The organism is Halobacteriovorax sp. RT-2-4 (assembly GCF_047085445.1).
GTDB lineage: Bacteria > Bdellovibrionota > Bacteriovoracia > Bacteriovoracales > Bacteriovoracaceae > Halobacteriovorax_A.
On record NZ_JBKIXY010000001.1, the window covers coordinates 767,654 to 792,262 of the forward strand.

Annotated in this window: 19 protein-coding genes; 11 read left to right on the forward strand and 8 right to left on the reverse strand. The window is 38.3% G+C overall.

Annotated elements, in window-relative coordinates:
• Positions 1-11: 11 nt before the first annotated feature.
• The 6 genes from ACMAYL_RS03550 to ACMAYL_RS03575 form a co-directional block, all read right to left on the reverse strand.
• Entirely contained in the window at positions 12-1,631 is a 1,620-nt protein-coding gene (locus ACMAYL_RS03550; protein WP_103216902.1) for a carboxyl transferase domain-containing protein, read from the reverse strand.
• A gap of 113 nt (positions 1,632-1,744) precedes the next feature.
• The gene (locus tag ACMAYL_RS03555; protein ID WP_412470749.1) at positions 1,745-4,396 is read right to left on the reverse strand and encodes a hypothetical protein; all 2,652 of its coding nucleotides are present in this window, start codon (positions 4,394-4,396) and stop codon (positions 1,745-1,747) included.
• Positions 4,397-4,734: 338 nt separating this feature from the next.
• Entirely contained in the window at positions 4,735-7,737 is a 3,003-nt protein-coding gene (locus ACMAYL_RS03560; protein ID WP_412470750.1) for a hypothetical protein, read from the reverse strand.
• Between the two features lie 256 nt (positions 7,738-7,993).
• Entirely contained in the window at positions 7,994-9,331 is a 1,338-nt protein-coding gene (locus ACMAYL_RS03565; protein ID WP_412470751.1) for an NUDIX domain-containing protein, read from the reverse strand.
• Positions 9,328-12,765 (reverse strand): thiamine pyrophosphate-dependent enzyme, encoded by a 3,438-nt coding sequence (locus ACMAYL_RS03570; RefSeq protein WP_412470752.1) that lies wholly within the window; start codon positions 12,763-12,765, stop codon positions 9,328-9,330. The genes ACMAYL_RS03565 and ACMAYL_RS03570 overlap by 4 nt, the downstream gene beginning before the upstream one ends.
• Positions 12,766-12,835: 70 nt before the next feature.
• On the reverse strand, positions 12,836-13,351 hold the full coding sequence (locus ACMAYL_RS03575; protein WP_158246786.1) for a TonB family protein: 516 nt from the start codon (positions 13,349-13,351) through the stop codon (positions 12,836-12,838).
• Between the two features lie 93 nt (positions 13,352-13,444).
• Here ACMAYL_RS03575 and hppD point away from each other — a divergent pair, with 93 nt between their 5' ends.
• Positions 13,445-14,518 (forward strand): 4-hydroxyphenylpyruvate dioxygenase, encoded by a 1,074-nt coding sequence (gene hppD / locus ACMAYL_RS03580; protein WP_103216896.1) that lies wholly within the window; start codon positions 13,445-13,447, stop codon positions 14,516-14,518.
• A gap of 7 nt (positions 14,519-14,525) precedes the next feature.
• Here the strand turns inward: hppD and ACMAYL_RS03585 are convergent, their stop codons facing one another.
• The gene (locus tag ACMAYL_RS03585; RefSeq protein ID WP_103216895.1) at positions 14,526-14,885 is read right to left on the reverse strand and encodes a hypothetical protein; all 360 of its coding nucleotides are present in this window, start codon (positions 14,883-14,885) and stop codon (positions 14,526-14,528) included.
• 273 nt (positions 14,886-15,158) lie between these two features.
• Here ACMAYL_RS03585 and ACMAYL_RS03590 point away from each other — a divergent pair, with 273 nt between their 5' ends.
• From ACMAYL_RS03590 to ACMAYL_RS03625, 8 genes are read left to right on the forward strand one after another with little or no spacing between them, the layout of a single operon-like run.
• Positions 15,159-15,470, forward strand: a complete 312-nt coding sequence (locus ACMAYL_RS03590) for an EthD family reductase (protein WP_103216894.1) — start codon at positions 15,159-15,161, stop codon at positions 15,468-15,470.
• A gap of 14 nt (positions 15,471-15,484) precedes the next feature.
• The gene (locus ACMAYL_RS03595; RefSeq protein ID WP_103216893.1) at positions 15,485-16,264 is read left to right on the forward strand and encodes an enoyl-CoA hydratase-related protein; all 780 of its coding nucleotides are present in this window, start codon (positions 15,485-15,487) and stop codon (positions 16,262-16,264) included.
• Between the two features lies 1 nt (position 16,265).
• Positions 16,266-17,054: an enoyl-CoA hydratase/isomerase family protein gene (locus ACMAYL_RS03600; protein WP_103216892.1), complete on the forward strand. Its 789-nt coding sequence runs from the start codon at positions 16,266-16,268 to the stop codon at positions 17,052-17,054.
• A 12-nt stretch (positions 17,055-17,066) separates the two neighbouring features.
• On the forward strand, positions 17,067-17,879 hold the full coding sequence (locus ACMAYL_RS03605) for a Phenylacetic acid catabolic protein (RefSeq protein WP_103216891.1): 813 nt from the start codon (positions 17,067-17,069) through the stop codon (positions 17,877-17,879).
• 4 nt (positions 17,880-17,883) lie between these two features.
• Complete coding sequence (locus tag ACMAYL_RS03610) at positions 17,884-18,747, forward strand: 3-hydroxyacyl-CoA dehydrogenase NAD-binding domain-containing protein (protein ID WP_103216890.1); 864 nt, start codon at positions 17,884-17,886, stop codon at positions 18,745-18,747.
• Positions 18,740-19,399 carry a 3-hydroxyacyl-CoA dehydrogenase family protein gene (locus tag ACMAYL_RS03615; RefSeq protein ID WP_158246785.1) on the forward strand — a complete coding sequence of 220 codons (660 nt, stop codon included), beginning with the start codon at positions 18,740-18,742 and terminating at the stop codon, positions 19,397-19,399. Before ACMAYL_RS03610 ends, ACMAYL_RS03615 begins: the two co-directional genes overlap by 8 nt.
• Entirely contained in the window at positions 19,396-20,607 is a 1,212-nt protein-coding gene (locus tag ACMAYL_RS03620) for a thiolase family protein (protein ID WP_412470753.1), read from the forward strand. Before ACMAYL_RS03615 ends, ACMAYL_RS03620 begins: the two co-directional genes overlap by 4 nt.
• A gap of 8 nt (positions 20,608-20,615) precedes the next feature.
• Positions 20,616-22,106, forward strand: a complete 1,491-nt coding sequence (locus tag ACMAYL_RS03625) for an aldehyde dehydrogenase family protein (RefSeq protein WP_412470754.1) — start codon at positions 20,616-20,618, stop codon at positions 22,104-22,106.
• A 35-nt stretch (positions 22,107-22,141) separates the two neighbouring features.
• On the opposite strand, the gene ACMAYL_RS03630 is transcribed toward ACMAYL_RS03625, so the two are convergent.
• The gene (locus tag ACMAYL_RS03630) at positions 22,142-23,326 is read right to left on the reverse strand and encodes a hypothetical protein (protein ID WP_103216886.1); all 1,185 of its coding nucleotides are present in this window, start codon (positions 23,324-23,326) and stop codon (positions 22,142-22,144) included.
• Between the two features lie 134 nt (positions 23,327-23,460).
• Between ACMAYL_RS03630 and ACMAYL_RS03635 the strand changes: the two genes are divergently transcribed.
• Positions 23,461-23,868 carry a DUF523 domain-containing protein gene (locus ACMAYL_RS03635; protein ID WP_103216885.1) on the forward strand — a complete coding sequence of 136 codons (408 nt, stop codon included), beginning with the start codon at positions 23,461-23,463 and terminating at the stop codon, positions 23,866-23,868.
• An 89-nt stretch (positions 23,869-23,957) separates the two neighbouring features.
• Positions 23,958-24,302 (forward strand): hypothetical protein, encoded by a 345-nt coding sequence (locus ACMAYL_RS03640; protein WP_103216884.1) that lies wholly within the window; start codon positions 23,958-23,960, stop codon positions 24,300-24,302.
• Positions 24,303-24,609 lie beyond the last annotated feature (307 nt).

The following is a 24,609-nucleotide window of genomic DNA, read 5'->3' on the forward strand; positions in this document are numbered from 1 at the left end:
CTTCTATTTCACTACATTCTAAAGACACCAAACTTAGTCTCTTCAATTGGAGCCTGTTTGCTTGCTTTAATTGCCGCACCTAAGATATCACGAGTTTTATGAGGTTCAATCACACCATCATCCCACAGTCTTGCTGTTGAATAATATGCGCTTCCTTCATTTTCGTATTTATCTAAGATAGGTTGTTTAAACTTCGCTTCTTCTTCGGCCGTCATCGGCTTTTCACCTTTTGCAACAAGCCCGTCTTGACGAACAGTTGCAAGTACACCTGCTGCTTGCTCACCACCCATTACTGAGATACGAGCATTAGGCCACATCCATAAGAAACGAGGAGAATAAGCACGACCACACATACCGTAGTTACCAGCACCAAAAGATCCACCAATCACAACTGTAAACTTTGGAACATTAACAGTTGAAACGGCCGTAACCATTTTAGCACCATGCTTTGCAATTCCTTCAGCTTCATATTTAGAACCAACCATGAAACCAGTAATATTTTGTAGGAAAACTAATGGAATATTTCTTTGTCCGCAAAGCTGAATAAAGTGAGAACCTTTAATTGCCGATTCAGAAAAGAGAATACCGTTATTAGCTACGATCCCTACTCTTTCTCCACAAATCTTTGCGAAACCACAAACCAGTGTTGGCCCGTATTTCTCTTTAAACTCATGAAAGCGTGAACCATCAACAAGGCAAGCAATGATCTCTCTAATATCAAATGGCTTCTTCGTATCACGAGGAAGAATTCCGTAAATATCTTCGGCATCATACTTTGGCATTTCAAAATTGAAGTCGTCTTCGTTTTGCTCAAAGTTTATATTTTCAAGAATTGATCTTGTAATTGCAAGAGCGTCGTCTTCGTCTTCAGCGAAGTGGTCAGCAACACCAGACTCACTAGTGTGAACCTTTGCCCCACCAAGAGTTTGAGCATCAACTTCTTCACCTGTTGCAGCTTTTACTAGAGGAGGTCCTCCTAAAAAGATCGTCCCATTATCTTTTACAATAATTGATTCATCCGCCATCGCAGGAACGTAAGCTCCACCAGCAGTACATGAACCAAGAACAACAGCAATTTGTGGAATCCCTTGGGCAGACATTTGGGCCTGATTAAAAAAGATTCTTCCAAAGTGTTCTTTATCTGGAAATACTTCATCTTGCATTGGTAAGAATGCTCCACCAGAGTCCACAAGATAAACACATGGCAGGCGATTCTCACGTGCCACCTCTTGCGCTCTTAAGTGTTTCTTAACTGTCATTGGAAAGTAAGTACCACCTTTAACTGTGGCATCGTTTGCAACAAACATGCACCAAACACCGTGAACCTTACCAATCCCCGTAACAATACCAGCACTTGGAATATCCATGCCGTACATGCCGTTTGCGGCAAGTGAAGATAGCTCGATAAATGGAGATCCTGCATCGAGGATTTTATCAATACGCTCACGTGGTAATAATTTTCCACGAGAGTGGTGACGAGAAACAGATTTTTCTCCTCCACCCATATGAGCATGTTTAACTTTGTTTCTTAATTCTTCTACATTTGAAAAATGAAAATTGAAATTCTCTCTAAAGTCATCACTTGATCGATCGACCTTAGAAACGATAGGTAGCGTCCCTGAAATTGTCATAGAAATTGCCTCTAACTTTTGTAATAAAAACTGAGCAATTTTATCTATTTATGAGGGATTTTGACAAGGCAAGGCACGTTATAACGCGCCTTGCATCGGCTTATTCTAAGAAATTATTCTGATATTTCTGCTGCATTGAGAAATTGAGAGTAGATACTATCCTCAGAACTTACTTCTGAAGCCTCCGAGGCAATTGAGCGACCTGCGTTATCCAGTTTTTTAATCTGATCTGCTTCTAACTGGGGCCCCTCTAATTCAGGAAGCATTGCTACCTCAAATAGTGCATCTTTTGATTGTGAAAGGATGACGTTCCCATCATCATCATGGCCAATGAAGTATGTCTGACCATCTGCTAGGACAACGCGATTGCTACCTTTTGAAATTGCATCAGCAACTAGCTTACGATCTTGCTTTCCTATTCGATTATCTGATACCGATAGTACATCTGATCGTGTATTACTAGATAAACTAAGTCCTGATACCATATCTGCTGCGCCAAGGGCAGCTGAGATTGAAGATGCTGATCCAGAAGTCCCAGCACCTGCTATTGATGCTCCACCACCACGGCCAGAAGTTGAACCAACAGAGGCCCCTCCTCTTACACTAGATGGAGCTGCACCAGAGTGAGAATATGCAGAAGAACTACTACCAAAGTGACCTAATGCTCGCTCATCAGCAAAATTTTGCTCACTAGCAATACTTCTTTCTTTTCTCTTTGCGCTTTCTTCATTAACTGCAAGTGCATTTTTTGCAACATTGGCCAGTTGTTCTTTTAACTCTTTAAGTTGCTTTCTAAGCTCTTGCGCTTCTTGATCGTCATTAACACTTGATGCAAGCTGATTTTCTATTTTCTCAACTTGATTTTCGATCTCTCTCTCGACTCTTTCATGTTTTGTTTCATTTACTTGAGAAGCAGTATTTGTTTGCACCTGAGCAACTTGGGCCTGTCCCATCGTAGCCATTTGCGAGCTTTGTGCCATCCCAGTATTATGTGTATTTGTATACTTCTTATTTAGGTACTCTGCCGTTTGAGAAAAGGCTCCATCATCGATAGCATCTGCAGATACATTTTCTATATTCGAATTTGATTTAGAATTATTATTAAACGCATTTGCTAGGCCACCCTTCTCATAGGACTCTCTAACTGAAGCAATTTGCTGTCCGTGACTTCCACGAACTTCATCAAAAACGAGTGCAGGGTCATAAGTTGAAGTAAAGTTACCATACCCACCCGCAATAGTTTGTGGGATCTCTCCTTTATTAAAAGCTGAACAATAGAACTCTGCTGTTTCAATATCATTTCCACCAAATGACTCATTCGCCTCAGTAAATTCAACTGCAGATACACTTTTCATTACATCATCAAAATTTGAAGGATCACAAGTATACTCAAGTTCTTCAATACGACTCTCACACTCACTAATTACTTCTTCTTTCAAATCTGTTAAGTGATTCATAAGAGAATCAAAGATAAAGCTCTTAGTATCAACACCTTGATTTTTAATTTCTTTTAAGGCCTTAGTTACTTGCTCAAAATCATCTGCGTCACGAACCATTGATTTCATAAATTTTGAACCAAAGAAGGATACGTATTGAATTAGAAATTGATCCTCTTCTTCTGCAGTAAAGACTTGATTAGCATAATCAAGGCGACCTTCTTTACCATCAGTTTGATAATAAAGGGAGCGACTTAACTTATCTGACTTTGCAATTTCTCTTTCTCTAAAACTATAAAATTCACGACTAAAGATTTTGTTATTATAAACATAAGCTTTAAGATCATCTTTATAATACTTCGAATATCCTTCACCACTAATTCTTTGTTCATTGAATCTTACAATGAAAAGATCAATGAATTGGTTTCTTTTACTACCGCCATTACCATCGAGGGCAACATTCTCAGCTGCAATTTTCTCATCAAAATAATCATCGATTTCTGTATTAGATTTTGTGAAAACATGATTTAGGCGCTGCTTTGCCTCACCTTCAGTACTTGTTTTGATAAGATTATCCAAATTATAACCAAGTTTCTTATCAATAGCATTTCTAACTTGAGGGCTTAAACAAGACTCAATTTTTTGACTAATTTTATCAATATCACTTTTTGTACAAGTAAATCGATCAAAGTTTTTATCTCTAATAGCTAGTTTGTGACGATAACGTTCTAATCGTCCAGCATTGTCTCTAATGAGATCAAAAAGATTATAAACTCTGCTGGCCACAATCGCAGAGTGAAACTTACTCTTATATGCTTCATCTGAATTAGGTACTAATACCTGTTCTTGAGTTACAGTAGCTGTAACGTTACTTACACAACCACAGTATTGTTCAACATTAATTTTCTCTTTAGCACCTTCTTGAAGGTCAACACTATATAAAGTGTCTCGACATGCATTACCATAACGAGACATACTGATTTCCATTTTTGTCACTTGATCAATTTGATTATCAGCTGGAGATGAACTCTTACGATCACCAACACAGCCAGACTTTGCAAGAGACTTCTCCATTTCCACAAATGGATCACTTGTACCAAGGATACGATTCTTTCTAATCTCATTGAATGTATTTTCGTTGTGATCTACCTGTTCAAGAAGATAGATACCAGCATCAGCAATAACCGTATCGACTTCACTTAACATTAGTAAGTTTTGTTGAAGTGGTGTAGAAAACGAACCTCCAGCGACTCCTAGGATAGCGGCTGCTTGAGTAGTGTTCTGTAGTGTAAACAATGTCGTAGTAATAAATATTTTAATTAATTTCATTTCCGTCCCGGATACCTGATCCAATTTGTCTATCGGTGGCATTAAGAATTCTCTTAAGTGACCAAAATTTATTGTTCACCTTCCTTTCTTCAATATATTATGGACGCTAAAAATATATTTTCTAAACACACTACAAATAACTTAATTATGAGGTGAGCAAACTCCCTGAATTCACGTGTACAACTGTTTAAAAATAAATAAATAGCGACTAAACAACAAAATCTCCTTGCGCCAATAATAGTCGTCGTTTCAACACTTTCTATTTTCAAAAAAAAGTAAAAAAAATAAAAAAGACCAGCTATTGCTGGTCTTTTCTATATGTGAATTTATTGATAATTCTATTCGTTGATTTCTGCGGCATTTAAGAACTTAGTATAAATACTATCCTCGCCAGGAACTTTTACTTCTTCACCTTCAGAAGCAATTTCACGCTTAGGACCGTCTTCGGCCTTAGGAGTAGGAAGTTGAGGTCCTTCTTGCTCAGGACTCGTCACACCAGCTAATACTTCTTCTGCTGTTTCAGAAAGAATCACATTTCCATCTTCATCATGACCAATATAATAGACACGGCCATCGGCAAGAACAACACTGTTATTCCCTTCAGCGATAGCTTTTGCAACTAAGCGTTGATCACTTTTAGCAATATTATCACCTGCTACTGCTCCTGAAGAAGCACGTGAAGAAGAGCCTGCTGTAAGTCCTAGTCCACCAGTTGCACCTAGTCGATTGATCGCACTAATTCCTGTACCGGCCGATGAAGAACTGCCTCCAGCTCCAGCAGAAAGATTTGAAGGAATACTCGATCCACTAGACGCCTGCTGTACAGCTCTAGTATTTCCTGCAGGTGCCGCATCTCGACGACCTCCACCAAAACCACTACTTGCAGCTATATTAGACATTACTTTATTTCTTTGAGCTGCAATACGCTTTTCTCTTTCAGGATCATCTTCATCAATAGGTTTTTCAGACTTTGCAGTTATAGCAGTATTAAGCTCTGCTATTTGTGCTTTAAGTGCAGCAAGCTCAGCTCTAAGCTCCGCACTCTGACTCGCTTCATCAGTAGAAACAGCTGTAGAGTTTCGGTTCTCTTCAAGCTCTTTCGCAATTGCCTCGGCTTCATCCTCAACTCTTGTTTTCACATCTTCAAGAGACTTAACAGATGTTGACGGATTTTGAATCATTGATTGCAGAGAGCTGTTATCAATAACATTCGAACTTGCAAAACTATTAGATGGTAATGAAGAGTTTGAACTATTATAGCTTTCTAAAAATTGAGCCGCTTCATCAAAGTTATACTCGCTTGAACTTCCATCATTTGCGACACCTGAGTCTTGTCCATTATTAATAATATCACCAGCAGTATTAGCTCTTTCAACAAAGCCTCCGAGGCCTCCATCTAATTTTGAATCGTCGTCACTCTTTACTTTATTAGTCCCAAGGCCAGTCGTTGGATCATATGAGCCTTTAATTTGCTCTAAGACTTTTTGTGAGTCCGAAACAACAGAGCTAGCAAGCTTGGCCGCATTCTCATTGGTAACACCCATATCTAGGGCAAGACAATACTTTCTTGAATTCAAAGAAACGTCTTCACTATTTGTATCATTAATCGCAACGAATTCTTCTAAAGAAAGAGAAGACATAATCTCTTTAGGACTACTGTTACAATCCTTTTCAAGGGCCTCAATTTTTTGACGACATGTTGCTCTTAATTCATCTTCGTGCTGATTTCTAATTACGTTATACATATCTCCCATCACTTTAGCGCCTTGATCATTTTTCGTTTCAAGAGCATTTAGAGCGTTTGAGATTTCAGATAGAGATGCCTTTGAAGAACCATCAAGTAGTCGTGGTAATGTTTGACTGGAAATTGATGTTGCAAATTGTAACATTAGCATATCTTCCTGAACTTGAGAGATATACATATTATCGACAAAAGAGCTTCCCCAACCATAACTTTTATTTTCTAAATTGGCCTTTGCTCTTAATGTTTTATCCGTTACATCAAGTTCCTGCTTTCTAAAATCTTGATAAGCTCCATACATAACAGGATCACTATAGATATACTTATTTAAGCGTGCCACATATGAACGAGGAAACCCTAAAGGTCCTCTTTTATGCTGGCTATATTCTAAGATAAAAATATTTGCGAATTCTTTTAGCTTTTCTTCATCAGTTGTGAACATCTGTCTTTGTCCACTAACATTTTTATCAATGTCTTCAAAGATTTGCTCGAAGCGATTCTTAGCGCGAGACTGTCTAGACGAGTTACCAAGAGCTGGAATCGTTGTCATAAAGTGTAGGCCAATCATATCATCCGAAGAATCAAGTTCCAGTTTCTTATCAATAGCATCACCAAGCCTTCCTGCAAAACAAGACTTAAGCTTATTACTTAGGTTTTCAATATTCTGCCCAGAGCAACTATACGGGTCATTCACATAGCTGTGCTTGTCAAATTCATCAAAACGAACTCTTGCGCTCTCTAAGAAGTCTTTAAATTCTTTGACTCTGTGAGCGACAACTTTTTCATAAATTTTATCAGAGAAGTTATCAATAACATCCTTCTGACCTAGCTCTTCTTCTTGTTCATCAGAATGAGTTATCTTATTTGCGCAATTACAGAATTTTTGAGGGTCAACTTTTGGTGTTATACTAAATGGATCTTCATCTATTGTTAAATAGTCATCAGAACAGCCTTTAAAACGGCTATCAAGCTTAAACATAAATGACTCAAGGAACTCACCATTCGTCCCTAGACGATTCTCAGAAATTGAATCATCACCAGTACAAGGCCTGTAGGCTTCATCAAAGCGAAAAGCAGTCGCATTATTCCAAGGATTGCCTCCAACGGCCACTGCAGAACTATGTGGATATTGTACTTTTTGCTTAAAAATGAAAGGAGAATTCGATAATCCCTTTAGTGATTTGTCACCATCGTCATAATTCAATTCGATTAGATTATCATAACTAAAGTCGTCCATTGGATCTTCAATACGACTCATAAGACCAGTTTGAAGGAAGCTTGCACTGTAAAACATCGGAGGAACTTTACTTCTAATTCCATCCCCACCTTCAAGCTCTCTAAGCTGTAGACGCTTAAGACGAATCGACTTCTCAAAATCATTATTCGTTTCAGCGATGTTATAGACTTGTTGAACAAGGACTTGTTGAACAGGGTCCACAGCATTGAATTGCCCACTTGCATTCACAACCGCATTACCAACCGCAGCGCCAAGCATGTCACCACTTTGATCAGCCACTCCACTAATAAGACCTGATTGTCCATTAGCAAAGCTTGAGTTAATCGTGAATAATAGGATAATCGATGATTTAACAACTTTCATTTCTTCCTCACATAGATTAATCTTCTTAATTTATCGGTTAATAAGTTTTATTTCTTTACTTAACCGACAATAAAGTTGACCACTCCCCTCTATCATTTTCACTTGAGAAAGGGTGTGAGTGAATAATTTTAATAAATTAGGTGCAAGATAATTTTTAGACCGACTTTAACTAGCTGATATCAAAGAATAATTTTCAATTGTAAAATTACTATTCACCAAAAACTGTGCAATTAATTGTGCCAATAAAATTTGCTTTTTAGCAAAGTCCTGGCCCAAACTCTTCCAATTTATTTAAGTGAGAGTCAATCGTCGCATAAGCATACTTGTGTAGTCTATCAGGAAGATCAGGATATATTGATTGAAAAATCTCTTCACGACTCTTGCCTTCTTCCATGCAAGCACGGATTTGGTTTTCTCTTTCGATTCGATGATCAAGAGTTTGCTTAATTTTATTTGTTCCACCAAGACAAATTCCATGTGAAGGCATTACAACTTGTGGATCTAGATTGATTACATTAGTAAGAGAGTGAAAATATTCTCTCATATCAGAGCCTCGCCCACTTATTGTAACTGTTCCAATCGTTTGGATTAGATCAGAAACAATCATCCATGCCCCGTCAGCTCTTAAAAGAGAGCTCTGACCAAAAGCATGGCCACCAGTCATAACTAGCTTTACTTCATGGCCACATGACGTTGTCACAATATCGCCATCTTCATAGAACTTTACTTCATGGCCATCAAAATAATCCTGCCCAAAGTCTCCTAAAAGATGTTCATAAGTACCTTCGGACATAGAAAAAGGTAGTTTTAGTATCTTTGCTAATTCACGACTAAACTCGTGATGATCAGGATGGTGATGAGTAAGAAATATCTCACTAAGATCATGTTCCTTTAGGCCATAAATTAGCTTTTCTAGTTCTTCTTCATTCTTAGGAGATGGATCAATAACAATTTTCTTTCCATTATCATCTCCAATGACAAAACAATTCGTACGATTTGCTGGAGGAAAAGTATGTGAAAGAGGCATATATTGACGTAGGCCAAATAAAGGCTCAATCATTGGAACCTGCAAATCTCCATCATACTTCAAGTTAGCATCGAGGAAATCGACAGAATTAATATCACGATCAAGGTCTTTAAGAATTGTAATCATAGGAGGAACAACTAAGAGATGTCCTTTCTTATATTCAGTAAAGGCCTCGTGACAATTCATCCACGTTGCCTTGGCAATTTCTCCCTCGTCAAAGTGAAAATTAATTTCTTCAAGGGCACTCTTATCTTTAATAAAAACCTTGAAGTAATAATTCTCAAATCGATGTGGATTAAAGTCAGGAGTGACTGCTAAAGCGTATTGCTTAACATCAAGTATGTGACCTGACTTTAATAGTTCATCAATATTTATATGAAGCTCCTCTTGGATCTCTCTTTTTAGAGCAAAGAGAAGGTAATCATCTCCACCATTGAGCACATCCTCTTCATCAACTTTTCCTCCAGGAAAAGAAGAATAGCCGGGAAATGCTCTCAGATAGTTTTGTCTCTTCATGATAAGGACTTGGTCCTCACAGATAAATATTGCTGAAACTGATTGCTTCAATTGATCTCCAACTCTTTAAATACTCTTTGCGCATTAGTATAGCGAACTTCTCTGTAACCTTTAATATTATCGAGAAGCTTAAGAGCGTGATATTGACTATTCTTAGCTTCAATTTTTTGAATACCGTTAAATAAGTAATTTCTTACCTTAGAACCAATCTCTCTTTCTTTTGCATGCCAAGCAGGCAGCACAGAACGTAAGATTCTAAAGTGTCTCATAATTTTTAATTGCCAATCTTTTGGCGAAATATCAAATTCAATCTTCTTTCCAAAGATATCAAATGAAGGACGGTTAATTCTCTCTTTAGTATAAGACTTTCCAAGGAAGCTATAGATACTCTCTTCCATTTGTTTTAAAAATGGTGAAAGCATTAAGTGAGCAACCATGACTTCATCTTTAACGATAAATGTCTTAGCAAGAACACGTGTAGCAAGAACTTTATTTTCTTCATCAACAATAGTTCCCACTGCTCTGGCCCCAGAAATAAACTCAGTCGTCTCTTTACCGCGATTATAAATATACTGATCGTGAATGATCTGAATTAAGTCCTTGCGACTCATCCAGTTAATATCAACAATTGCTTGATCAAGATGTTGTCTAAATTTATTAATAATATAAGTAGAATTATGCCAAGGAAGTAGTGACTCCCTTACGGACTCGATTGCTAAATCGAGAGGGTCCTTGTTCTTTACGACAAGATTCTTATACTTAGCTTCAAAAGCTTCAGTTCCAAGAGACGCCATTTCTCGTCCAAGCTTAAACGAAGCGATATTATTTTCAATTTCAGCAGGCTTCATCGACTTCTTTAAGGCCCCAAGAAGATCATCTTCACCAAATGGAACAAGACCTAATTGAAATGCATAACCGAGAATCATACTTGAAGCATAGACCGCTTTACCAAAGAAGAGGTCACACCACTTCTTAAGAGGAACCAGAATAATTCTGTCATCACCTTTACTTCTAACTTTTTCAATAAGCTTAGCTCTAGTTAAACTTTCTTCACTCTCCCCCTTATCAAGAAGAATTGAAAGAGGCACTTGATACGAATCATCAAAAATTGCAACAGCATTCTCAGTCTTTAAAAATCCCAGTTGCCCAATACCATCTAAAAGGTCAGGACTTAAAAGTACATCAGAACCACCACGAGGAGTTACGGCCCCCATTGATTTATCTTTATGACAAATTGACATATGTCCCGTTACATTTCCATTTCTTTGAGCAAGGCCCTTTTGATCCATAAATTTAAAATCCAGATCATCACGGCCGGCCATTTCAACACATGCATTTGCAATAATTTTAGAGATCGTTGTAATCCCCGATCCACCGACACCAGTTACAACCATTCGCCAAGTGTCACCACTAGCAATTGCATCAAATGTTTTCTTCGTTTCAAATTCTTTCAGATCATATGTTAAGTGAGAAAGATCACTGTCACGATACATTGTTGGGTGATAACCTTTGACCACAACTTTTTCAAAACTTGGACACGCCTTCATTTTTGTACAATAACTATCGGCCACACAAATAGTAGGGTCAATTGCCATCTTAGTACCATATGCATCCATAACCTGAGTTAGGCCAGGACAACCTGTCTCTTCAATACAAATACGGCAGTCTTCACAGGCCGAAGTATTAATTTGATAAAAAGTCTTTTGCGCTAGCACACCCTTATCTTTAATTTGTCCTCTCTCTTTAGCTCTTACCTTTGCTTGGTAAGTAAGAGAACATTCTTTATTTGAAATAATAACCTTAACGCCTTTTTGTACAACAAATTCACGCATAAGGTTTTGGTAAAAGTAGCGATCAGAAGGGTTAACTTCCTTGGCCACCTTAACACCAAGATTTTGCACGATGTTTAGCATATCTTGCTTAGGTCTCTTACTTCCCTCAACATTAATTTGTGATGCAGGAGTCATCTGATGTCCTGTCATGGCCGTATTATCATTATCTAAAAGAATGTAAGTAATATCGTGATCAGCTTGAACTGAGTTTGAAATATCAGTTAGGCCAGAGTGAAAGAAAGTTGAGTCACCCATCAAGACAACAGAAGGGTTCTTTGTGAAAAGATCCATCCCCGCACCAAGAGCACCACCTTGCCCCATTGCTGATAAATTATGCATTTCTCCAAATGGCGGTAAAAATGAAAGTGAATAGCAACCAACGTCACCATGAGTGATAAGGTCAATATCTTGGGCCTTAAGCCAGCGACGAAGGTCTTTTAAAAGAGAAAGAGTCTCACGGTGAGGACAACCTGGACAAAAGGTAGGAAGTCTCTTTGGAAGAATCTCTCCGAAATTTCTTTCTTCGAATGCCAATGATTTACATTGGCCAACTTCAAGATAGTCTTTCAGTGTTTCAAGTTTTTCACTGATGATTTCATAGCTAAGCCCACCAAATGCAGGAAAGCCATCACCATCTTTAAAGTCCTTTCCTACGATATCAAGAATAAGTCCATGTTTCTGACAAAGAGAGCGAATCTCCCCCTCTAAGAAACCTCGCTTTTCTTCAACCACAACAAGCTTCTTCAAGCCCTTTAAGTAAGGTACTAAGATGTCATCAACAAGTGGAAATGAAGAAGCAACTTTATATAAAGAGAAGTGATCAAGATACTCACCTTCTTCTAGGCATTGCTTAAGGGTTTCGAAAATTACACCGCTTGAGATAAAACCAATATCAGCGTTAACATTTCCAAAAACTTGATCAAGGGCCATCTCTTTAAGTACACTTTGAAGTTTTGGAAAGCGCTCTTTAATCATACTCACATCAGCAAGTAGAGAATTTGGTGGAACCATTACATTTTTTTGAAGATCAAAAGTTGAAGGATCGATATCGATTAAATTGCCATCAATAGGGGCCTCGTCAAAGCACTCAACTCTTCCACCACCTTCAGCAAGAAAAGTCGTTAGAAGTAATCCTTGATATAAACTTGTTTTAGAAGAAATTTCTTTTGCCTTAGCAATCCAGTCTTTTAACTCTTTAGGATTTGAAGGTTCTAGAAAAGACATATGAAGATGCTTAAAAAGATATCTTGAATCAGCTGCAGTTGAAGTGGACATCGACCAAGGGTCATCGCCAACACAAATAACAGTAGCAGGATAAACTTCCTTTCCATCGACTATCTTAGGTCTTGCAGGATTGGCAAAGTTACCAACGGATAAAGCATCACTTGCAACATGAAGTCCCATTGATTTCATGGCAACAATACAGTCACGTCCCGCTTGTTTTACTCCACTGGCCATAGCTGCTGCATTGGCCTCCGAGTTTGCAATAACAACACGGATACCTTTTTCGTGAAACTCTTTTTTCTTGCTATATAAGATATTAAAATAATCTGCTAACGGTGATCCTGGATATCCAGTATAAAGATTAAAACCAGCTTCAAGAGCACCTTGAATGATTAGCTCATTCCCATTGAGAATTCTATATTGACTCATAATTCCTCTAAATTTAATTGAGGTGCAAGTATAGAATTTTTATTATGTTTTTTGACGAACCAAAGCGTCATTACTCAATAGTAAACACGATTTTTTTAGTATATGTATTTTGAATCTTCTGAGGCTTGAATTGCCATTGTTTTGCAACACTTAGTACTGCTTCATTGAAAGCTGTGTAATCAGCAGGTTTTAAAATTTTGACATCCACAACTTTCCCGTCAACACCAACAATAAGGGAGATAGTCACGGAGCCACCAATCGCAGCTCTTCTGGCAGATCGCGGATAAATAGGGGCCTCGAAATGAACTATTTGGTTCTCAAATGTATTATTTGTCACAACCTGTTGCTGCTCAGACTTAGAGGACTCCTCTTTGGCCTGAACACTTTTTCGTGGCTTTTGTTCAATCTTTTCAACTTCTTTTTTATTTTGCTTTTCTTGTTTTATAGCATGGGCCTTAATCTGGACATCAATACCAATGCGCTCGCGCCTCATCTGCTGCTCACCTTTTCTTATATTTGAAAAGAATATAACAGCATGAGTCACTAGACTTAGTGCAAAAAAGAAAAACCATAAACGATGCTTCATGCACATATCATAATGCATCTTGCTCCATTTGGGAAAAATCGTTAGTATCTTTCATACACAAATCAAACAGCTAATATAAAGAAGGAAGTTTTTATGAACTCAAAAATTTCTCCAGAAAACCCTCTTGGGGTCCTGGCCATTGATCATCTCGAATTCACATGTGATTCACTTGATACGGCCACAAAAGATTTATTCTACACATTTGGTTTTTCTAAAACATATGAAAAGCAAAGTGAAAGCAAAGAGCTATTCACTCAGGGACAAGTTAGATTTCTTTTAACGGCACAAAAAGGTGGCCATGCGCAAGATTACTTCAAGGCTCACGGTGAAGGTGTTTCAACAATCTCATTCTTAGTTGAAGATTGTGAGCATGCTTATAAGACAGCAATTGAGCGTGGTGCTGAGTCACTTCAAGAAGTTGTTATCACTGAAAATGAGCATGGTATCTACAAAAGTGCTCGCATTAAAGGCTTTGGTGATGTTGCCAATGAGTTCATTGAAAGACCTCGCACATTCTTTCGTCCAGGGTTTACGAAACTTGAAGAAGATCCAAAAGCGCGCCCTCTAGGTTCACGTGTTGCTCGTATTGACCACTTAACGAATAACGTTCCAAAAGGTGAAATGAAGAAATGGGTTGAGTTCTATGACCGTGTTTATGGTTTCAAAGTAACTCGCTACTTCGATATTAAAGGTTCAAAAACTGGACTTAACTCAGAAGTTGTTCAACTTCCAAAAGGTGAAGTCATTATTCCAATTAATGAGCCAAAAGAAGCTGGTGGAAAGGATCAAATACAAGAGTTTCTTGATCGTCACAACGGTGCTGGAGTTCAGCACATTGCTTTAACTTGCGGTGATATTCTTACAACTGTTAAAGACTTAAGAGAAAGAGATATTAAATTTCTTGATATCCCACATTCATACTACGAAGGTATTGCTGGGCGTGGAATTAATGTTACAGAAGATCTAGTAGAGCTCGAAGATCGTCAACTTCTAGTTGATGGTGATGAGGAAGGATACCTAATCCAAAACTTTACTGACACTTATGTTGGTCCGCTATTTTTTGAATTTATTCAAAGAAAAAATCACAACGGTTTTGGTGAAGGAAATTTCCAGGCCCTCTTTGATGCTATTGAAAGGGACCAAATCGCAAGAGGATACCTGGATTAGAATTTAATTACTTAATACAATTGAAGATGCTTTGTTTCTCATAAGACTTCGAGGCAAAGCATCTTTTATCAATTGTCATATCTGACCAAGCTTTATAAGCACGATCGCGAATTGAGTTAATCACATCTACAAATCCTTGAAGGACTTCATACTCTGACTTATCAGAGCACTCGAATAAGAAGTTTGAACAAATAACTTCTTTAGAAATGATAATATCTTCTCGCTCTGTATTGATTACGATATGGGCCTCATGAAAAGGGCGAAAAGATTCAATTACGTGCGCACGCACATCTCTTGGTGAAACTTCTAGAGCAAATGACACTTGCAGCGCCATTAATACTAGAATTACTTTTGTTAATATTTTCATTTTCCACTCCGGGATTAAATTTTTAAGATGCGGCAATATAGACGAAAAGCTAAAGGCAATGTTTATTATTGAAAGTATTTCACGTAGCGTCATTGGAAACTGATATTTTCCATTAGATTAAACTAATATATTGATTTCCTTTATCTAAACTACTGATAATACGTCAAAAAATGACTCAACTAGCCTATTCAAAGGGCCCCTCATATCCCTACAATATTGGTTTAATTAACTAAAATTTAAACAACACGACACAACTTCAAAGAAAGGATACTTATGTACAAGTTAATCGCCATTTATAAAATTCCAAACGATATCGATGCATGGGAAAAGCACTATGCGCAAGTTCATACTCCACTTGTAAAGAAAGTTCCAAGTATGAAAGAGCTTCGCTTAAATCGCATCACAGGGACTCCTCGTGGAGCAAGTGATCTACATGTAATCGCAGAAATGGTTTTTGAAAATAAAGATGACTTTAAAGTAGGAATGAGTTCTGAAGAAAATATGGCGTGTGGAAAAGATCTATTTAATTTCGCTAAAGAGATTGTTTCAATTCACTTCGCTAAAGAAGAAGTAATCACTCTTTAATAAGGAAAGCTTTAATGAGTAATATACTTTGTGAATTTCCATATAACGACCACGAGCATATCGCCCTAGTTAAGCTTAATCGCCCAAAGGTTTTAAATGCTCTTTCAACAGACCTAATGCGAGAGTTAGTTGATAAGCTTTTCGAACTTGATGATAACCCACAAGTTCGTGTCATCATCCTTACTGGTGATGAACGCGCATTTGCTGCTGGTGCAGATATTGCACAAATGGTTGAAGCGACTCCAATTGATCAAATCAATGACAACCGCTTCCGCTCATGGCAACAGCTTGCTCAAATAACAAAGCCAATCATTGCGGCCGTAAATGGTTACGCTCTAGGTGGTGGATGTGAGTTAGCAATGCACTGTGATTTCATTATTGCTGGAGATAGCGCAAAATTTGGCCAACCAGAAATTAGCATTGGGACAACTCCTGGTGCAGGTGGAACACAACGCCTAACACGAGCTCTAGGAAAGTCGAAGGCAATGATGCTTTGTATGACAGGTGAAATGTTTGGTGCAAACCAAGCACTTGACTGGGGCCTAGTTGCAAAGGTTGTCCCTAGCACGACTCTACTTCAAGAAACTTTTGAAACGGCAAAAGAAATCGCAAATAAGGCACCAGTTGCAATTAAGTTAATCAAAGAATCTGTAAACAAGGCCTTTGAAATGTCACTTAGTGATGGTGTTGATTTTGAAAGACGCAATTTCTATTTAACTTTTGCAAGTAGTGACCAGAAAGAAGGTATGCGTGCCTTCTTAGAAAAGCGCTCACCAGAGTACAAAGGAAATTAGAATGTCTGAATTTAAGAATATTATTATCGAAAAAGAAGCCTTCACAGGTATGATCACAATTAACCGTGAAGAAGTTTACGGCGCACTTTCTCGTGAAGCAAAACTTGAAATCATCAAGGCCATCAGAGATCTAAACCGCGACAGTGAAGTTGGCTGTATTATCCTTGCTTCAAAAGGCAAAGGATTTTGCACTGGACAAGATTTAAATGATCGCACAGTGCAAGCTGGAGAAAAACCAGTTGATCTTGGTGTAACACTTGAAACTGAGTGGAACCCACTGGTTAATGCAATTAAGTCATCTAAGAAACTAGTAATTGCTGCAGTTGAAGGTGTCGTTGCAGGAGCCGGTGTTTCCGTAGCACTTGCATGCGACTTAATCGTAGCAAAACCAGGAATAAAGTTTGTTTCAGGTTTTTCAAAACTAGGTCTTTGCCCAGATGCTGGATCAACTCATATGTTCACTCAAGCACTTGGCCCTAAAAAAGCAATGGAATACTTCCTTTTTAACGCTCCTTTAACAAGTGAGCAATTAGAGAGTGCAGGACTTATTAATAAAGTAAGTGAAGAAGCATTAACAGATGCAAAAGCATGGGCCGGGCAAATTAATGCCATGGCACCTCTTTCAGTAAAAGCGATAAAAGAGAATATCAATGTTGCAATTGATAGCACTTCAAAAGAATCGATGGAGCGCGAAACAGCTTACCAAAGATTCTTGGGAAATAGTGAAGATTATAAAGAAGGCCTAACGGCATTCTTTGAAAAGAGACAAGCAAAATTTTTAGGAAAATAAGAAGGAGGCCATATGGCAGCAAGAGAATACACTCAAGAAGAACTACAATTATTTGAAGACATTCAAAATGGTAAGAAATTTGATAAGGGAGATGAGCTTCCTCCACTATACAAGAAGGCCCTAAGAAACCTTCTATGGATGCAACACGATTCAGAATATTCTGGGGCGCTTGGATATGCACCATGGATTGAAAAGGCACCAACGATGCAAGAAAAAGTTGTTGTTGCTCAAATCGTTAAAGATGAAATGAGACATGCTTCAGTTTGTTACAGACTTCTAAAAGGTCTTGGTGAAGATGTTGACTCACATATCGAAAAGTCAGAACTTGGATTCAAAATGCCAGAAGACGAAGCACAAATTGGATTCCAAAGATTAAAAGATGACTACCGTGTAAATATCTTCTACTACGGTATCAATTTCTGGGAAGACTTTATTCTATTTAACTTCCTAATGGATAGAGCTGCTGGCCACCAACTAGAAGACACTCTTGATTCAAGCTACCTTCCTTGGAAAAAAGGAATCGAAGGAATCTATAAAGAAGAAATCATGCACCTTGCTCACGGTGACAAATGGATCAAAATCCTTGCCGAAGGTGACAACAAAGAATTCCTACAAGAAAGACTAAATATCTGGTGGCCAAGAGTTATGAACGTATTTGGTTCAACAAAAGGTCGCTCAAATGACCTATATGTTAAGTTAGGACTTAAGAAGAGAACAAATGCTGTTGTTCGCGATGTTTTCGTAAAAGAAGTAGAAGAGCTTTGTGAACAAGCGGGCCTAGTTCTTCCTATCTACGACGAAGATGCACAACCACAAAGGCAATAATTGAATGAATATAAATAGTGTACTAGTTATTGGTGCAGGAACTATGGGGCGAGGAATCGCCCAATGGTTTTGCCAACACGGTGTGAAGGTTGAATTAGTAGACCAGCACCTTGAAATGGCCCAAGCAAGTGGTGATCTTATCACCTCTTCGTGGGACAAACTTGAAAGCAAAGGTAAATTTGACTCCGCTGAAATCACGGCTTTTAAAAAGAATTTAAATATCGTTGAGATGAATGAGCACCAAATCGATCACGACCTTGTGATTGAGGCCATTGTTGAAAACTTAGATATTAAGAAAAAAGTTTTTGCTCGTCTTGATGAGATCATGAGTGAAAAAACGATCTTTGCATCTAATACTTCATCTATTCCAATTACTAAAATGGCAAAAGACTTATCAAAACCTCGTAAAGAAAAATTCTTAGGTCTACACTTCTTCAATCCTGCAACTTTAATGAAGTTAGTTGAAATTATTGAAACACCATGGAGTAGTAAAGATCAGGCCCATGCCCTTTATGACTGGTTTGAGCGCTATGGAAAAAAGCCTGCATTATGCAAGGATTCTCCTGGTTTTATCGTTAATCGTGTTGCCAGAAATTTTTACGGCGAGAGCTTTCACCGCCTAGAAAACTATAATCAAGAGCAGGTCGCAGAAATTGATCGTGTCATGAAAAATGTAGGTGGATTTAGAATGGGCCCATTTGAGTTAATGGATCTTATCGGAATTGATGTCAACTATGATGTCACTCAATCTGTGTGGGCGTCATACTATTATGAACCACGTTTTAGGCCACACAAGATTCAACGTGAAATGGTTGATAGTGGCCGTATTGGACGCAAAGTTAAAGAGGGGTTCTATCGTTATGAATAAAACTATTTTAGTAAGTGATAACCACCCTCTGTACAAAAATGTTCTTGGAAGTGAATATCCTTCAATTGTTGTTGATCCGTATAGCATCAACACACTAGATGGTGTTGATTTTGATGAGACTGATTTAATTGTTGATCTTACTTGTTTTGATCGCAACTCAAAGATGGACCTATACGAACACTTAGATATTGTCTTTGATGGCCCAATCGTTTCAGATCTAACGGTCAACTGGGGCGAGTATTTAATTGGTCAATACGAAAATGTACTTGGCGCTGTAGCAGCGGCCTTCTACTCTCCAAAAAGCTGTTTTGAATTCTATATGAAAGATGATTCTATTGAAGAAGCTGCATTTGATGTCTTCAAAAAACTCGGTTTTGATCTTGAAATCGTCAATCACATTGGAATTGGATTCACATACCCTAGAGTTATTTCACAAATTATTAATGAAGCATACTTTGCTAAAGAAGAAGCCTTGGCTTCAAATTCGGATATTGATAAGGCAATGAAGTTTGGTGTGAACTATCCACTAGGTCCATTTGAATGGGCCGATAAAATTGGAATTGAAAAAATCTTAATTCTGCTAGAAGAATTACGTGAAATCACAGGAGATGCACGTTATCGTCCGTCTCGCCTACTTAGGATGAATTTATGACACTTAAATATAGAGATGCGTACCTTGTCTACGCAAAAAGAACACCTATTGGAAAACTTGGTGGAAGCCTTTCTCATCTAAGAGTTGATGATATGCTAGCGACACTTTTTCGTGACTTCTCTCAAAGCTTTGATTTTGACATGAAGGAAATTGACGATATTATCGTTGGCTGTGCAAATCAGGCCGGTGAAGATAACAGAAACCTTGCTCGTATGTCTGCTCTCTTAGGAGGCCTTCCTTACGAAGTTCCAGGTGTAACACTTAACCGTCTTTGTGCATCATCACTCGATGCAATTATTGATGGTTGGTCGCGCATTAATTTAGGAATGGCCGATTGCCTTCTTATTGGTGGTGCTGAGAGTATGACAAGAGCACCTCTTGTTATCTCTAAAGGATCAACTCCATTTGGGCGTGATTCTCAAATGTTTGATACAACATTTGGTTGGCGATTTCCAAATAAGAAGATGAAGGAGATGTTTCCTTTACTTGGCATGGGAGAGACAGCTGAAGAAGTTGTGGCGAAAATTGGAATTTCTCGTGAAGACCAAGATAAATTCGCACTTGCATCCCACCAAAAAGCTTGTAAAGCATGGGAGAACGGAGAATTTAACGATGAAGTTCTTCCTGTTGAAATAGCGATGAGAAAAGAAACAATTACTGTTTCAAAAGATGAAGGTCCTCGTCCATCAACAACTCTAGAGGCCCTAGCAGGACTTAGAGCAGTATTTAAAAAGGATGGTTCAGTAACGGCCGGAAACTCTTCAATGATGAATGATGGTGCAGCATGTGTGGCACTTGTTAGTGAAGAGTTCTTAAAACGCCACAACTTAACTCCTCTAGTGAAATTAACAGGAGCAGGTGTTCGCGGAATCCACCCAAATATCATGGGCCTTGGCCCTGTCGCTTCAACTCAAAGATTAATGGAAAAATTTGGAAAGAAGATTTCTGACTTTGATGTTGTAGAACTAAATGAGGCCTTCGCTTCTCAATCACTTGGTTGTATTCGCGAGCTTGGCCTTGATGAATCAAAAATAAATTTACGTGGTGGAGCAATCTCTCTAGGACACCCTCTTGGATGTTCTGGTGCTAGAATTGTGACAACACTTACTCATATCATGAAAGACAATGCAAATCTTAAGCAAGGTCTAGCTTCAATGTGTGTTGGTGTTGGTCAAGGTGTCTCTCTAAGCGTGGAAAATTGTAAATAGGAGTAAATATGAATGAAGTAAAATTATATATCAATGGAGAAATCCGCCCTTCGTCATCGGGTGAAATGGTTGATTCAATCGACCCATCAAATGGTGAATTTGTAGCGAAGGTTCACATTCCTTCGACACAGGATCTTGAAGATGCAGTACAAGCAGCAAAGAACGCCTTCTATAATAAAGAATGGCGTGAAATGACTGCGGCCCAAAGAGGAGAAATCCTACTTAAAGTTTCAGAGCTTCTAAAAGAAAGAAAGCGTGAGTTCATTGAACAAGAAATCAAAGACAGTGGTTCAACTTTTAGAAAAGCTGCCGCTGATCTTCACAACACAGCAAGTTTCTTTAAGGTAATGAGTAAGGTTGCGACAAATTTTAAGTTTGAACAATTAGATGAAAAAGCAACAAGAGCGGGCTTTTCTAAAAATACTCGTCGCTATGAGCCTGTTGGTGTTTGTGCACAAATTATTCCATGGAACTTCCCTCTTGTTATGGCCGGTTGGAAAATTGGTCCAATCTTAGCGACAGGATGTACGACAGTTCTAAAATCAGCAGTTGAAACTCCAGTGACAGCAATGATGCTAGCAGAAGTTCTAATTGAAGCAGGCGTGCCTAAAGGTGTTGTCAATATCGTTACGGGTGGAGCAAAAGAAGGACAATATCTTGTTAATCACAAGGATATCGCAAAAGTAGCATTTACAGGATCAACGGCCGTTGGGCGTGAAATCTTAAAGCAAAGTGCAAGTGAAATTAAGAATACGACAATGGAGCTTGGTGGAAAATCGGCAAATATCGTTTTAGACGATGCTGATCTTGATATCGCTGTTGATGGCGCTCTTTACGCATTCCTATATCACTCAGGTCAAGCTTGTGACTCGGGAACTCGCCTACTTGTTCAAGATGGAATCTATGATGAGTTCATGACAAAGTTCAAAGAAAGAATTGCAAAAGTAGCAATTGGTGCAACTCCAGAGAAGACAACAGGATTTGGACCAGTGGTTTCAGAGAAACAATTTAACACAATCATGGGTTATATTAATAAGACAAAAGAAGAAGGTGCAAAGCTGATCTATGGTGGTGAGCGTATTACTGAAGGTGACTTTGCCAAAGGTTACTATATTCAGCCGACAGCTTTTGAAATCACACCAGACAATACAATTTGGCATGAAGAGATCTTTGGGCCAGTTGTAGGTATTACTAAATTCAGCACGGAAGAAGAAGCGATCAAGCTAGCAAATAACTCAATCTATGGACTTGCAGGAGCTGTATGGTCAAAGAATGAAGAGCGTGCGCTTAATATTGCCAAAGAAATTGAAGCCGGTACAATTTGGATAAATGAGTATCACTTATTAAATCCAGGAATGCCATTTGGTGGATTTAAACAATCTGGTGTTGGACGAGAAATGGGTGAAGAGGGAATCAAGGCCTACCTTGAAGTTAAACACCTATGGGAATCTGATTGTAATACACGCGAAGGTAAAATGTGGTTTGATGCCCTATTTTAGATAAAGAAAAGGCCTTCATAACGAAGGCCTTTTTTTTATTTGTATAAAACTTTTAGTGCAATATCTCCAAAGTCATCGTAAATCGAGAATGATTTTTCAAAGTGACTTTCTTTAAACACAATATCCAGATTAGAATCAATACATGTTGTGATAAAATCACGTCCGTAGATTTCGTAACTACGATTTAAGAAAGGTTGAAATTCACAAATTCTCACCCTTGGGTATTGATAAGGAACACTTTCATAACTTAAAGCAAAGTACTCACGATACTTAAGAAAGTCCTCTCCTATTCCAGCTAACCTCGTAAAGACATAGCTAATATTGCGATTATTAAATCTAAAAAGTTGAGATAATTTTTGAGAGTGCTGTGCCGTTCCTGGGCGAAAGACTGGTTCATCACAATATTGAGTGTCATCAGAGTTGTAATTTGCGATATTAAATTTCTTAATCACACACTTAATTGGTGTTGCGATCGTAAGGGTTGACCCCTTTCTACCATGCATGAAGCGCCTAAATGTTTTATCCTCATTAACTGATCCGTGCACAAGGCCAAGAACATCACCAGTTCTCGTATCAACGACACCGGCCCCCATAGAATCATCACGAATATTACAATTTTTCATCGCAACGGCAGAAGACTCTTTGTTATTATTTGGGAATAAAACATTATTATTTGTTTTACGGCAGTTGTATCTCATACGGTTAAGTTCATAACCTGTATTATCAAGTTTCTTTTTAACGAACCAAAGTTGATAATAGCTAAAATCACTCATCTTATTTTCAGAAACAGCGGCATAGTCTCCAGGAATGGCCTCCTTGAGTCTAATAGTTGTAAAGTTTCCGTTGTAAGTATTTTGTTCGTTGAATTGAGATTGATCTTCTAGAATTTCACCACATTGATAGACGCGGCCGTTTGTTGTTTTTGCTGCAATTGAACTACAGCTGGCATCGGTCACACAATGAGAAGGAACAACCATGTGCTGCTCATCGGCCATATAGCCAGTACAATACTTAGGAAACTCACTTGAACTATTAATAAATAGCACAAATGAGTCAGTACACTGACCCTCTTCGAAACAGTCAAATTTAACCTTTGTTGAGGTCTCTAATTTCGAGGTCTGTCTCGTAACATTCTTTTTAGCACCATCTTCTCCACCTGGAGTTCCACATGAACACAGAACAAGTAGTGAGATGATTGAAAGTGTTATTGCCTTAAGCAAAGTTCGTCTCCAAAAACTTCATTTAGTCCGATTTTTTACCATAAATAGGATACCCAAATATGATATTGTAAATTATTCAAGAATCCTCGACACACAGTGGCAAAATCGACGATTTTAACGTATTCTTGTTAAATATGATGATCGTAAGCGCGTGCTTGGCCGGCAAAAAATGTCGATATGACGGAGAGCATAAAAAACAACAACTTATAAGTGACCTCGTTGCTCAAGGCAAGGCCATTGCTGTCTGTCCTGAAGAACTAGGAGGCCTTCCCACTCCAAGGCCACCCGCAGAGAATGTCGATGGAAAGCTCATCACAATCGATGGAAATGATGTCAGCATCAACTACGAGCTTGGGGCCCAAAGATCTCTAGAAATTGCACTAGAAAACTCATGCACAAAGGCACTGCTAAAATCAAAATCACCAATGTGTGGTGCTGGACTTGTTTACGATGGGAATTTTTCAGGAAACCTAATTGAAGGTGATGGCGAATTTACCAAGAAGCTAAAAGAGAACGGTATTCAAGTTGAGGCCATCGACTAATCCAAAGTTTTCACACATCTAACAAAGCTGTAACATCTCAATTAATAAATCAATTAAGATAGACCTACTAGAACACTAGGAGGGTCTAGATGAATGAATTAGAACTAAAGAAATTTCAAGCAAGAAATTTACAAGGTCGAATGAAGCACCTTAGTCATCAGCTTGAATACTTAAAAGTGAATCCAGAAGACTGGGATAACTTTCAATCAATCATTAATATGAAATTTAATCATCTCATCAATGATTCAATTTCTCTTGGAAGTATTGAAGCGGCAAATTATCTTGCCCTATTACAAAATCATTTAAATGAAAATTTTAATAATGAGACTATTACTATCGTAAAAGACCAATTTGATGAAGTTCTCGATGCTCTAGATGGCCTTGGTGTTGAGCTTTTAATCAATACTGAAATGCAATCTGAGTTTACGCATTAGTTAAACTGTGGTTTGTGCTTCTGCGGACTCTACTTACATAAGCAATTCAGTAACTATCGAAGAAATTTTAGTTTGATGCAAAGACCGTACCCGAAGGCTCCCATCGTGGTCGCCTCTGGGTTGAATTGCGTCATCCGCTCCTGCGGACTCTTCTTACATAAGCAATTCAGTAACTATCGAAGAAATTTTAGTTTGATGCAAAGACCGTACCCGAAGGCTCCCATCGTGGTCGCCTCTGGGTTGAATTGCGTCATCCGCTCCTGCGGATGCACGCAAACAAAAAAGCCCCGCATTCGCGGGGCAATCC